This window comes from Wolbachia endosymbiont of Cantharis cryptica (assembly GCF_964277405.1).
Lineage (GTDB): Bacteria > Pseudomonadota > Alphaproteobacteria > Rickettsiales > Anaplasmataceae > Wolbachia.
In genome coordinates this window covers 273,260-286,629 of sequence record NZ_OZ195521.1, presented here as the reverse complement: position 1 = coordinate 286,629, position 13,370 = coordinate 273,260, and the positions used below count along the sequence as shown (strand labels likewise).

Here is a 13,370-nt window from a genome sequence, read left to right as displayed (position 1 = left end):
CTAGAATAGTACTCTCTTAACAAATTTTGTGGAGGAGTGACCGAGTGGTTAAAGGTAACAGACTGTAAATCTGTCCGCATTGCGTACGTAGGTTCGAATCCTACCTCCTCCATTGTGCGGGTATAGCTTAATTGGTAGAGCTCTAGCCTTCCAAGCTAGTGGAGTGGGTTCGAATCCCACTATCCGCTCTTTTTTTTTGTTGTATTTTTATAAAATCAACATATTATTTATTGATGTATTTGTATTTTAGGTAGAAAAGTTTAAATTATGACACAAATAGTAGAAGCATTTGGTAAGCCGCACATAAACGTGGGAACAATAGGGCATGTTGACCATGGAAAGACAACATTGACGGCGGCGATAACGAAGTATTATGGGAGTTTTGTAGCGTATGATCAAATAGATAAGGCACCAGAAGAAAGGAAAAGAGGAATAACGATAGCAACAGCGCATGTTGAGTATGAAACGGAAGAAAAGCATTATGCGCATGTTGATTGTCCTGGACATGCTGATTATGTAAAAAACATGATAGTAGGTGCAGCGCAGATGGATGCGGCAATATTGGTAGTGTCTGGAGTTGACGGGCCAATGCCGCAAACGAGAGAGCATATATTGCTTGCTAAGCAAGTTGGTGTTGGATATATCGTGGTGTATATAAATAAAGCTGATGTAGCTGATCATGATATGATAGGTTTGGTTGAGATGGAAATTAGAGAGTTGCTAAGTAAATACGGGTATCCAGGTGATGATGTGCCAGTTATTGTGGGTTCAGCATTGAAGGCGCTGGAAGATGAGGATAGCGAATATGGTAAGAAATCAATAGATAAGTTGATGAAAAAGTTGGACGGGTATGTGCCAATTCCACCAAGGCCTGTGGATTTACCATTTTTACTGCCAATTGAGGATGTATTTTCAATATCGGGGCGTGGAACGGTAATAACAGGAAGAATAGAGAAGGGAGAAATAAAGGCGGGTGATGAGATAGAGATGATAGGTCTGAAAGCGACGCAGAAGACGATATGTACTGGTGTTGAGATGTTTAAGAAGTTGCTAGATAAGGGAAGTGCAGGACTCAATGTAGGGATATTGCTAAGAGGAACAAAAAGAGAAGAAGTGGAGAGAGGGCAAGTATTAGCAAAGCCAGGGACAATAACGCCGCACAAGAAATTTAAGGCGGAGGTCTACATATTAAAGAAAGAAGAAGGAGGGAGGCATACGCCATTTTTTGTGAATTACCAGCCACAGTTTTATTTTAGGACCACGGATGTAACGGGAAGTATAAAATTGCTGGACGGAAAAGAGATGGTAATGCCTGGAGATAATGTAAGTATAGAAGTAGAATTGCAAGTATCGGTAGCGATGGATAAGGGATTGCGTTTTGCGATAAGAGAAGGCGGTAGGACTGTTGGTTCTGGTGTTATTTCTGAAATTTTAGAGTAGAAAGTTTGAGTCATAGGAGTGTAGCTCAATTGGTAGAGCGCTGGTCTCCAAAACCAGAGGTTGTAGGTTCAATTCCTATCGCTCCTGCATTAATATTGTGATGGAAATGTTAAAAAGTTTGAGTGGTTTTTTTTGTGATATAAAGCAAGAAATACGAAGAATTGCCTGGGTGAAGAAGCAGGAAGTGTTATCATCTCTATTTATTGTAATAGTTGTTATATTATGCTTTTCGGTTTTCTTTTGTTTTGTAGATTTTATATCTCTTTACGCAATTAAGGCTTTATTTGGAATTGTTTATGGCATATGAATATAAATGGTACATCATTAAAGTTGATCATGGATATGAGGGGCATATCCGTGAATTGGTAAGCAATGCTGTCTACTTTAAGGAAGTATTTATTCCTTATCAAACGGTATGTAATCCAAAATTTGATACAAAAGAGTTATATGAAGTGTATGTATGCATGCATCTATGCGATGAGAGTAGGAATATTTTGAGTCAAATACCCGGGGTTTGCAGTGGTGAATCTAGCAATTTCAAAATAGTTTCAGATGATGAGATAGAATTAAAGCGCAGGGAATTCAATAAATACAAGTGGTATATCTTGAGAGTTGCTTCCAATTATGAAGAGAAAGTGTGCCAACACGTATTAGAAAATTCTATAAGATTGGGAGTTAATGATTATTTTAAGGAAGTTTTTATCCCGTATGAAGAGCCAAGTGAAGTGGAATTAAGATCTAAAAAAGTTGCTACACGAAGGAAATGCTTTCCTGGCTATGTCTTTTTATACGTGAATTTGTGTGATGGAGTATTAAATTTTGTCAATAATATACCAAAGTCTCTTAAAGTCTATGGATTCTTAAAAAATGGTAATGTGCCAAAAGTGATTTCGGATGATGAGATTCACTCAATGTGTAATGCGCTTTATGATGCTCAAGAGACGAAAAAGCTAAGTCATGGTTATGAAAAGGGTGAAAAAGTGAAAATTAACGATGGTCTCTTTCAAAACTTTACTGGTAAGGTAGATATGATTAATGATGAGAAAAAAATTGTTAATGTAGAAGTGTCGATTCTAGGTAAGCCAACAATAATAGAGTTAGATCTAGCTCAGGTAGAGAAAATAGAGGATTAATTATGAGTGTTATAATTGCCAAGATTAACTTACTAATGGAAGCGGGGAAAGCAGTTCCCGGGCCAAAAATTGCTTCAGTGCTTGGTCCACGTGGTATACCTGTTCCTAAGTTCTGCGAGGCTTTTAATAAAGTGACTAGCGCAGCTAATGCTAACTATAAAGTGGGTGATTTAGTAACAGTGCGGATTTCTATAAAGGATGATCGCTCTCACGATTTTACTGTTAGTGGCCCACCTGTGACTTACTTACTTAAGCAGGAGGCTAAATTGAGCAAAAGTTCTAGTAATCCAGGTAAAGAATTGGTGGCTAAATTGCCTATGTCTGCTATAATTAAGATAGCAAGGTATAAAATGGTTGACATGAAAGTGGATAATGAAGATTCAGCAGTGAAAATGGTTATAGGTACTGCTAAGTCTATGGGTATAGAAGTTATAGAAGGTTAGGCACATGATTACATATAATGATAATCCTAAACAATGTTTAGAAAAGATTATTAAGTCTGCTTCAGCAAAGTTTAATGAATCAATTGATGTTGCAGTCAATTTAGGCGTAGATTCACATAAATCTGAGGAGCAGGTGCGTGGTACAGTAGTCTTGCCTAAAGGTATCGGGAAGGATATTAAAGTAGCTGTTTTTGCTCAAGATAAGCATTTATCAGAAGCTGAAAAAGCTGGTGCTTATATTGTGGGAGGAGAGGATTTAGTTGAAGAGATAAAAAAGGGTAGAAAGCTGGATGTTGATTGGTGTATTACTACTCCTGATTTTATAGCAAAAGTCACTCCTATTGCAAAAGTGTTAGGTGCTAAAGGATTGATGCCTAATCCTAAATTTGGCACTGTGACTTCTAATGTTGCAGAAGCTATTAAAACCATTAAGTCTGGTCAAATAAAATTTAGGACGGATAAAAATGGTATTATTCACAGTAAATTAGGAAACATCAAGTTTAGCGTTGATGATTTGCTAGAAAATTTGAAAGCCTTTCTTAAAGTAATTAAAAATAATAAACCTATTTCTGTAAAAGGAGTGTACTTTAAGAGTGTCTTTTTAAATTCAACTATGGGCAAAGCTTATAAGATAAACAAAGTGGAAGATATAATTTAAGGGAGTAATACCGTGAAGCGTGAAAGTAAGGATGAGTTTATACAGAACATAATAAACGTGTTTGTAAATAATGATTTCTTAATACTGGTAAATTTTAAATCCATAAATGCCAATGATTCATTAATCCTCAGGAATAGCCTAAAGTCTGTGACGGGTGGTATATTAGTAGTTAAAAACACTCTAGCTCGCTTGGCTTTGGAAAAAACTGGCAGATTTTCTTATTTATCAGGCAAGTTTTCTGGTCCTGTTGCTATTATATACTCTAGTGGTATAGTAGAGGCTGCAAAGCTAATAGTTGATTTCATTAATGCTAATAAAGAAAAAATGTCTGTGATTTGCGCAGCTCATTTAAATCAAGTGCTCACAGTGGAGGATGTTAACAAACTAGCTAAATTGCCTTCTCTGGATGAGTTGCGTATTAAAATTATGCGTTTAATATCTTATAATATCCCTGCTCGGTTAGCGTTATCTATTAACTCACTTTCTATGAGGCTTATGAGAGTGTTGGATCATTATAGTTCTGAAAAGTAAATTTGTTGTTAAGTAAGGTAGTAATTATGAGTAATGTAACAAACGATTTGGTTGATAAAATATTATCTTTAAATCTATTAGAGGCCTCTGAACTTGTAAAAGTTCTAGAAGAAAAAATAGGGTTACCTGCTGGTTCTTATATTGGTGGAGCTGCTGGTAATAACCCACCTCCTGATGGTGAGGATGGTGGTTCTGCTGTTCAAAAGAAAACTGAATGCAGAGTTAGAATTCAAGAATTTGATACAGGAAAAAAAATGCTGATTATTAAAACGGTCAGAGAGATTTATTCTGAATTTGATTGCCAATTAGGCTTAAAAGAAGCAAAAGAATTAGTTGAATCCTCGCCTAAATGCGTGATTGATATTGACATTCCTAGAGATAGAGCAGAAGAAATAAAGAAGCTACTCATTGAAGCGGGTGCAACCAAAGTGGAACTCGAATAGGATGTTTATATTTAATATATTAATTTTATATTGATATAGCTCTTTTAGTTAGTTTGAGGTATTTTAATGGTTGATTCTTCTTATATGTGTGCTTCTGGTGCTTTTATCCCTAGGGTTTCTTATTCTAGGTCGATTGATTTAAAAGATTCTTTATTGGATTTGGTTAAAGTTCAAAAAGAGTCATACAAGTCATTTACTCCTGGAAATAATGGTAATGAAAGACTTGAATCTATTTTTCATTCAGTCTTTCCAGTAAATGATCCTTTGCACAGGGCTACTATTGAGTTTATAAGTTGTAGGATAGATAATCCTAAGTATGATGAGTCTGAGTGTGTAAAGCGCGGCATAACTTTTTCTGCTCGAGTGATTGCCTCTATACGTCTTGTTATTATGCAGGATGGTATTTCTCTTGATGAATATAAATCGATTAAAGAGAGTGGAGATCATTCTAAACTTGCAACCGTTGTAAAATTTATAGGGGAACAGGAAGTTCACTTTTGTGAGTTGCCGCTAATGACCGATAAAGGCACTTTCATCATTAATGGTGTAGAAAAAGTCATCGTTTCACAAATGCATAGGTCCCCTGGTGTATTTTTTGATAGCGATAAGGGAAAAACTTATAATTCCGGTAAACTAATCTATTCTGCTAGAATTATTCCCTATAGAGGTTCTTGGCTTGACATTGAATTTGATGTTAAAGACCATTTATACTTTCGTATTGATAGGAAAAGAAAATTACCAATCTCAGTTTTATTAAAAGCATTGGGCCTATCAAATAATGACATACTCAATAGATTTTATGAAAAGATAAAGTATGTAAAATATAGGGATGGTTGGAAAGTACCTTTCACTCCTGACAAATTTAAGGGGGTTAGGCTACCTTTTGATTTAACGGATGTTGAAGGTAATGTGCTGCTTAAGGCTAACGTTCGTATTACCTCAAGATTAGCTAAAAAGCTACATGACGATGGATTGAAAGAGTATCTAGTGCCTTTTGATTCTATATGTGGCTTATTTCTCGCAAAAGATTTAATAGATAGTGCTAGCTCTACGAAAATTTTATCTGCTGGTGAGCCTATAAAGGTGGAAGACGTAAAAAAGCTTGAGTTATTATCTACAGATAAAATATCAGTATTAAACATCGATAATTTGTCTGTTGGGCCTTATATATTAAATACACTTTTCCTAGGTGAGAACATATCTTATCAGGATGCGCTGTATGAAATATATAGAGTCTTGCGTCCTGGCGAAGTTCCTGTTTTAGAGATAGTAGAGGAGTTTTTTCATAATCTTTTCTTCAATCCTGAGTATTATGACCTGTCTAACATTGGTAGATTGAAACTTAACTCTTACCTTGGGTTAAACTATGACGAGGACTTAACTGTTTTAACGCATGAAGATATTATTGAAATTGTAAGAAAAATAGTATTATTACGTGACGGTCAAGGATCTGTGGATGACATTGATCACTTGGGGAATAGAAGAGTAAGGTCAGTTGGAGAGTTTATAGAAAATCAGTTTAGATCTGGGTTGTTAAAATTAGAACGTGCAATAATTGATTCTATGTCTACTTCTAGTTTAGATAAAGTTTCTCCATCCGATTTTATTAATCCAAAAGTGTTAACTAATGTCTTAAGAGATTTCTTCAATTCTTCTCAATTATCTCAGTTTATGGATCAAACTAATCCATTATCTGAAATAACGCATAAAAGAAGGCTCTCAGCATTAGGTCCTGGCGGTTTAACGAGAGATCGTGCAGGGTTTGAAGTACGTGATGTTCATCCAACTCATTATGGAAGAATTTGCCCTATTGAAACTCCTGAAGGGCAAAATATAGGGTTAATCAACAGTTTAGCTATATACGCACGCGTTAATAAATATGGTTTTATTGAAAGCCCTTATAGAAAAGTAGTTAATAGGGTTGTCACTGATCAAATTGAATATCTATCTGCGATAGATGAAGGTTCATATTATATAGCTGATACCAGTGTAAAGCTTGATAAAAGTAACTGTTTTGTCGATGACATGTTATATTGCAGATATGGCGGTAGTTTCGTCATGGTAAGTAGTGATCAAGTGAGTTACATTGACGTATCCCCTAAACAGGTAATATCAGTTGCAGCCTCTTTAATACCATTTTTAGAAAATGATGATGCCAATAGAGCATTAATGGGTTCAAACATGCAACGTCAAGCTGTACCTTTATTAAAGCCTACTGCTCCTCTGGTTGCAACTGGTATGGAGTCTTTTGTAGCTTCTGGTTCTGGTGCTGTAGTTTTGGCAAAACGCGATGGCATAGTTGATAGCTCTGATAGTAACTCTATAGTTATACGTGCTTTTGATGAAGAAAGGGTTAACTACTTGGGTGTGGATATTTATCATTTAAAGAAATTTCAACGTTCTAACCATAATACTTGTATTAATCAAAGACCGCTGGTACGTGTAGGTGATTATGTTAAAGAGGGTGATGTAATAGCTGATGGCCCTGCAATTAATAGTGGTGAGCTAGCACTTGGTAAAAATTTGCTGGTCGCTTTTATGTCTTGGCAAGGTTATAATTTTGAAGACTCTATTATTATTTCCAGTGAAGTTGTTAAAAAAGATCTATTTACTTCTATCCATATAGAAGAATTCGAATGTGTTGTGCATGATACTCCTTTAGGATCAGAAAAAATAACTCGTGCTATACCTGGTGTTAATGAAGAAAATTTATATCACTTGGATGATAGTGGTATAGTAAAAGCTGGTACAAGGGTAGGTCCAGGCTATATTCTGGTAGGTAAAGTTACACCTAAACCTTCTCTTTCATTACCTCCTGAAACAAAATTGTTAATGACGATTTTTGGTGAAAAGTCATTTGATTGCGCGGATTCTTCTTTATATACATCTCCGGATATCGAAGGAATAGTGATTAATGTACAGGTCTTTACACGCAGGGGGGTTGAAGAAAACGAAAGGGCATTGCTTATTAAGCAAAAAGAAATGGATGACTTAAAAAAAGAGCGAGATTATATAATCAATGTTACTAGTGAATATTTCTATGACGAACTAAAAAAGCTTCTCGTTCATTCTTGCTCTCAAGATCAAGAAAAACTTGATGCTATTGAACGTGAACAATGGTGGGGTATAGGATTAAAAAGTCGATCTATTTCTGAACAAGTTAAGAGCTTAAAGAAAGATTTTGATGAGAAAGTATTAAATGCAATAACACAGTTTAAGCAAAAAATAGAAAAATTAGACGAAGGTTATGACCTACCTCAAGGTGTGTCGATGTCAGTAAAAGTTTTCATTGCTGTGAAGCATAGTCTACAGCCAGGGGATAAAATGGCCGGTAGACATGGAAACAAAGGTGTGATTTCTCGAGTTGTACCAGTGGAAGATATGCCTTATTTGGAAGACGGTACTCCTGTTGATATTATCCTTAACCCTCTTGGTGTTCCATCAAGAATGAATGTGGGGCAAATACTGGAAACTCATGTAGGTTGGGCTTGCAAAAAATTAGGAGAAAAAATAGGTAACATCCTTGATAAAATCAATAAGATTAAAAGTACTTTCTGTAAGGAAGTTAGATCCCTTGGCGATGATAACTTTGCAGAATTTGTAGCAGCGTATCTTGATAATAAAAAAATTGAAGAAGTTAGTGATGACGAAATAACAGCTTCTATTTTTAATATATCTAATAAAGATGCATTAAATGATGAACTAAACGCGCTAGTGGAAAATTATTTAAACTCTTGTAAAAGCGCGTACGACAATTTACGTAACTTCCTTGTTGAGGTTTATAGCTGTGATAGTGACGTATCTATCTGCAATAATATTCGTGATATTAGTGACAATAACTTAATTGAGTTTGCACATAAATTACGTGATGGCGTTCCTGTTGCTGCACCTGTATTTGAAGGTCCAAAAGATGAGCAAATAACAAAATCCTTTGCACTTGCTGGTTTGGATAACTCTGGACAAACTGTATTGTATGACGGTTGCACTGGTGAAAAATTTGACCGTAAGGTTACGGTTGGTTATATGTACATGCTTAAATTGCACCATTTGGTTGATGATAAAATTCATGCGCGTTCAGTAGGACCTTATAGTTTGGTTACTCAGCAACCTCTCGGAGGGAAATCCCATTTTGGTGGTCAGCGTTTTGGTGAAATGGAATGTTGGGCATTGCAAGCCTATGGTGCTGCCTATACTTTACAGGAAATGTTAACTGTGAAGTCTGATGACATTAATGGTAGGATTAAGATTTATGAATCGATAATAAAAGGTGACAGTAATTTTGAATGTGGAACTCCTGAATCTTTTAATGTGATGATAAAAGAGCTACGTTCTTTATGTTTAAACGTAGCTTTAAAGCAAAACGATGTAGTTATTGAAAATATATCTCACACTAATATTGCACAGTCCTTTGATAAGATTAGCATATCGGTTGCTAGTCCTGAAAGTATTAAATCTATGTCTTATGGTGAAATAAAAGACGTCTCAACTGCAAATTATCGTACATTCAAAGTTGAGAAAGGTGGATTATTTTGCCCTAAGATCTTTGGCCCTGTCAATGATGACGAGTGTTTATGTGGAAAATACAAAAAAAGAAGACACAGAGGTCGCATATGTGAAAAGTGCGGAGTGGAAGTTACATCTTCTAAAGTAAGAAGAGAAAGGATGGGTCATATAGAGCTTGCGTCTCCTGTTGCTCATATATGGTTTTTGAAGTCACTTCCTTCAAGGATTGGAGCATTATTAGATATATCTCTCAGAGATATTGAGAATATTTTATATAGTGATAATTATATTGTAATAGATCCTCTTGTTGCTCCTTTTGAAAAAGGTGAGATTATCAGTGAAAAAGCCTACAATGAAGCTAAAGATAGCTATGGAATTGATAGCTTTGTAGCTATGCAAGGTGTTGAAGCTATAAGAGAATTGCTAACTCGTCTTGATTTACATGAAACTAGAAAGAATTTAAGGCTGGAGTTAGAGTCTGTTACTTCAGAAATAAGAAGAAAGAAAATTATAAAGAGATTGCGTATTATTGAAAACTTTATAAAATCTGGAAATAGACCTGAGTGGATGATACTTACTACTATACCTATCTTACCACCTGATTTGCGTCCTTTAGTATCGCTTGAAAGTGGTCGTCCTGCAGTTTCTGATCTGAATCATCATTATAGGACTATTATCAATAGGAATAATAGATTGAGGAAACTATTAAGTTTAAATCCTCCTGAAATTATGATTCGCAACGAAAAAAGGATGTTACAAGAAGCAGTTGATTCTCTTTTTGATAATAGCCGTCGTAATGCTCTGGCAAATAAAGCTGGTGCTGTTGGATATAAAAAATCTATTAGCGATATGCTAAAGGGAAAACAAGGCCGTTTTCGCCAGAACCTCTTAGGAAAGAGGGTGGACTACTCTGGACGTTCCGTAATAGTTGTTGGTCCAACTCTGAAATTAAATCAGTGTGGATTACCAAAAAGAATGGCTCTTGAACTATTCAAGCCTTTCGTTTACTCAAAGCTTAAGATGTATGGTATGGCTCCAACTATTAAGTTTGCTAGTAAACTGATAAGAGCAGAAAAACCAGAAGTTTGGGATATGCTTGAAGAGGTAATAAAAGAGCATCCTGTTTTGCTAAATAGAGCACCTACTCTACATAGACTTGGTATCCAGGCTTTTGAACCAATCCTTATTGAAGGCAAAGCAATACAACTTCATCCGCTTGTTTGCACAGCATTTAACGCTGATTTTGATGGTGATCAAATGGCAGTGCACGTACCTATTTCGTTAGAAGCTCAGCTTGAAGCTAGAGTGTTGATGATGTCAACTAACAATGTTTTAAGTCCTTCTAATGGTAGACCGATTATAGTTCCTAGCAAAGATATAGTACTTGGTATATACTACCTAACTTTGCAGGAACCAATTGATAAAAAAGAGGATTTACCATCTTTTGGTGCTTTTTGTGAAATTGAGCATTCCTTAAGTGATGGTATTTTACATATCCATTCTAGTATAAAATATAGGATGGAACATATTAATGGAGATGGCGAGACTTACTATAAAACTGTTTGTACAACTCCTGGTCGTTTAGTGTTATGGCAGATTTTCCCTAAACATGAAAATTTGAGCTTTGATCTAATAAATCAGGTATTAACAGTTAAAGAAGTGACTAATATAGTTGATTTAGTATATCGTAATTGCGGTCAAAGTGCCACAGTGGAATTTTCTGATAGATTAATGGTATTAGGCTTCGAGTATGCCACGTTTTCTGGGGCCTCTTTTGGTCGTTGTGATTTGGTTATACCTGAAACTAAAGCTATGCATGTTGATCACGCAAGGGGTGAAATTAAGAAATTTTCTATACAATATCAGGATGGACTAATCACTAGAAGTGAAAGGTATAACAAGGTTATAGACGAATGGTCTAAATGTACAGACATGATAGCTAATGATATGTTAAAGGCAATATCTGTATATAACGCTAATAGTAAGTATAACTCAGTATATATGATGATGAGCTCTGGGGCGAGAGGTTCTACTTCACAGATGAAACAACTAGCAGGAATGCGAGGGCTCATGACTAAACCTTCTGGTGAAATTATAGAAACGCCTATAATTTCTAACTTCCGTGAAGGGTTAAACGTGTTTGAGTATTTCAATTCTACTCATGGTGCGCGTAAAGGTCTGGCTGACACTGCACTTAAAACTGCAAATTCGGGATACTTAACTCGTCGTTTAGTTGATGTATCTCAAAACTGCATAGTTACGAAGCATGACTGTAAAACAAAAGACGGTCTTGTTGTCAGGGCTACAGTTGAGGGTAGTACTATCGTTGCATCTTTAGAGAGTGTTGTACTAGGTAGAACAGCTGCAAATGATATATATAATCCAGTAACAAAAGAATTATTGGTGAATGCAGGGGAATTAATTGATGAGGATAAAGTAAAGCAAATCAATATTGCAGGACTTGATGCTGTAAAAATTAGATCACCTTTAACTTGTGGAATGAGCCCTGGTGTATGCTCTCTGTGTTATGGAAGAGATCTTGCAGCTGGTAAAGTTGTTTCAATAGGTGAAGCAGTCGGTGTAATAGCTGCTCAATCTGTTGGGGAACCAGGTACTCAGTTAACTATGCGTACTTTCCATATAGGGGGAGTAATGACAAGAGGTGTTGAATCCTCAAATATTATTGCTTCTATTAATGCTAAAATAAAACTAAACAATAGTAACATAATTATAGACAAAAACGGGAATAAAATTGTGATAAGCCGTTCTTGTGAAGTTGTACTGGTTGATAGTCTTGGTAGTGAAAAGTTAAGGCACAGTGTACCTTATGGTGCTAAACTTCATGTAGGTGAAGGTGAGCCAGTGAAAATTGGTGATAAAGTAGCAGAATGGGATCCTTATACATTGCCTATTATTACGGAAAAGACTGGTACAGTATCTTATCAAGATTTAAAAGATGGGATTTCAATCACTGAAGTGATGGATGAATCTACTGGAATATCAAGCAAAGTAGTAAAAGATTGGAAATTGCACTCTGGTGGAGCTAATTTACGTCCTCGTATAGTGCTACTTGACGATAATGGTGAAGTGATGACACTCGCAAGTGGCGTTGAAGCATGTTATTTCATACCAATCGGTGCAGTACTCAATGTACAAGATGGCCAGAAGGTTCATGCAGGTGACGTTATTACAAGAACACCAAGGGAGTCAGTTAAAACTCGTGATATTACTGGTGGTTTACCGAGAGTTATAGAGTTGTTTGAAGCACGACGTCCTAGGGAGCATGCTATTGTTAGTGAAATAGATGGTCATGTAGCGTTTTCTGAGAAAGATCGGAGAGGAAAACGTAGTATATTAATTAAACCTGTGGATGAACAGGTTTCTCCAATTGAATATCTGGTATCAAGAAGCAAGCACGTAATAGTCAATGAGGGTGATTTTGTGCGTAAAGGTGATCTGTTGATGGATGGTGACCCTGATCTTCATGATATTTTGCGTGTACTTGGGTTAGAAGCTTTAGCGCACTATATGATTTCTGAAATACAACAAGTTTACAGATTGCAGGGTGTTCGTATAGACAACAAGCATTTAGAGGTGATATTAAAACAAATGTTGCAAAAAGTAGAAATTACTGATCCTGGTGATACTATGTACTTGGTTGGCGAAAATATTGATAAGCTGGAAGTTGATAGAGAAAATAATGCTATGAATAACTCCGGTAAGCGGCCTGCTAATTATCTTCCTATCTTGCAGGGTATTACTAGAGCAAGTCTTGAAACTAACTCCTTTATTTCTGCTGCCTCTTTCCAAGAGACAACAAAAGTGCTGACAGAAGCAGCATTCTGTGGAAAGGAAGACCCTTTAAGTGGATTAAAAGAAAATGTTATAGTAGGAAGATTAATTCCTGCTGGTACAGGTTTGATTATGAGCAAGATCAGAGCACTTTCACTTCGCGATGATATAGATAAATATGAGAAATATTTTGATATTGAAACTTATGACGAGAAATTGTTAAGGGGTAATAGTTGTCACTCACATTCTGGTGAGAAAGAAAGTGTAGTAGCATCACATTATGATCAGCCAAATTGAGTGTAATATAGCTAAAGCAATTTATGGTCTCTAATTGCACAGGAGTAAACAATAATTTTCCATAAATTAAAATAGCATATTTCTTCCACAGTTCTTGGTGTTTTGTTTAGATTAAAAGTAGCATACTTTG

Annotated in this window: 8 protein-coding genes and 3 tRNA genes; all 11 read left to right on the top strand. The window is 35.9% G+C overall.

Translation table 11 applies throughout. The features are described from left to right. The first annotated feature begins 30 nt into the window (after nt 1-30). A tRNA-Tyr gene (locus ACICP6_RS01355) sits at nt 31-112 on the top strand. Between the two features lie 4 nt (nt 113-116). Continuing rightward, nucleotides 117-188: transfer RNA gene (locus ACICP6_RS01350), tRNA-Gly, on the top strand. 79 nt (nt 189-267) lie between these two features. After that, nucleotides 268-1,440 (top strand): elongation factor Tu, encoded by a 1,173-nt coding sequence (tuf, locus tag ACICP6_RS01345; RefSeq protein WP_395463318.1) that lies wholly within the window; start codon nt 268-270, stop codon nt 1,438-1,440. Nucleotides 1,441-1,454: 14 nt separating this feature from the next. Beyond that, a tRNA-Trp gene (locus tag ACICP6_RS01340) sits at nt 1,455-1,527 on the top strand. A 10-nt stretch (nt 1,528-1,537) separates the two neighbouring features. Beyond that, a complete protein-coding gene (gene secE / locus ACICP6_RS01335; protein ID WP_395463317.1) occupies nt 1,538-1,747 on the top strand; it encodes a preprotein translocase subunit SecE in 210 nt (69 codons plus the stop codon). Continuing rightward, nucleotides 1,737-2,573, top strand: coding sequence for a transcription termination/antitermination protein NusG (gene nusG, locus ACICP6_RS01330; protein WP_395463316.1), 837 nt, complete (start codon nt 1,737-1,739; stop codon nt 2,571-2,573). The genes secE and nusG overlap by 11 nt, the downstream gene beginning before the upstream one ends. A gap of 2 nt (nt 2,574-2,575) precedes the next feature. Beyond that, nucleotides 2,576-3,016, top strand: a complete 441-nt coding sequence (locus ACICP6_RS01325; RefSeq protein WP_395463315.1) for a 50S ribosomal protein L11 — start codon at nt 2,576-2,578, stop codon at nt 3,014-3,016. A 4-nt stretch (nt 3,017-3,020) separates the two neighbouring features. Continuing rightward, nucleotides 3,021-3,674 (top strand): 50S ribosomal protein L1, encoded by a 654-nt coding sequence (rplA, locus tag ACICP6_RS01320; protein WP_395463314.1) that lies wholly within the window; start codon nt 3,021-3,023, stop codon nt 3,672-3,674. Between the two features lie 12 nt (nt 3,675-3,686). Further along, complete coding sequence (rplJ, locus tag ACICP6_RS01315; RefSeq protein WP_395463313.1) at nt 3,687-4,205, top strand: 50S ribosomal protein L10; 519 nt, start codon at nt 3,687-3,689, stop codon at nt 4,203-4,205. Between the two features lie 26 nt (nt 4,206-4,231). Next, entirely contained in the window at nt 4,232-4,648 is a 417-nt protein-coding gene (locus tag ACICP6_RS01310) for a bL12 family ribosomal protein (protein ID WP_395463312.1), read from the top strand. 66 nt (nt 4,649-4,714) lie between these two features. Then, nucleotides 4,715-13,240, top strand: coding sequence for a DNA-directed RNA polymerase subunit beta/beta' (locus ACICP6_RS01305; protein WP_395463311.1), 8,526 nt, complete (start codon nt 4,715-4,717; stop codon nt 13,238-13,240). Nucleotides 13,241-13,370: the final 130 nt, after the last annotated feature.

Coding starts and splice junctions, on each gene's coding strand:
- ACICP6_RS01325 (WP_395463315.1), top strand. CDS start 2,576: ATGAGTGTTATAATTGCCAAGATTAACTTACTAATGGAAGCGGGGAAA.
- nusG (WP_395463316.1), top strand. CDS start 1,737: ATGGCATATGAATATAAATGGTACATCATTAAAGTTGATCATGGATAT.
- ACICP6_RS01310 (WP_395463312.1), top strand. CDS start 4,232: ATGAGTAATGTAACAAACGATTTGGTTGATAAAATATTATCTTTAAAT.
- tuf (WP_395463318.1), top strand. CDS start 268: ATGACACAAATAGTAGAAGCATTTGGTAAGCCGCACATAAACGTGGGA.
- rplA (WP_395463314.1), top strand. CDS start 3,021: ATGATTACATATAATGATAATCCTAAACAATGTTTAGAAAAGATTATT.
- ACICP6_RS01305 (WP_395463311.1), top strand. CDS start 4,715: ATGGTTGATTCTTCTTATATGTGTGCTTCTGGTGCTTTTATCCCTAGG.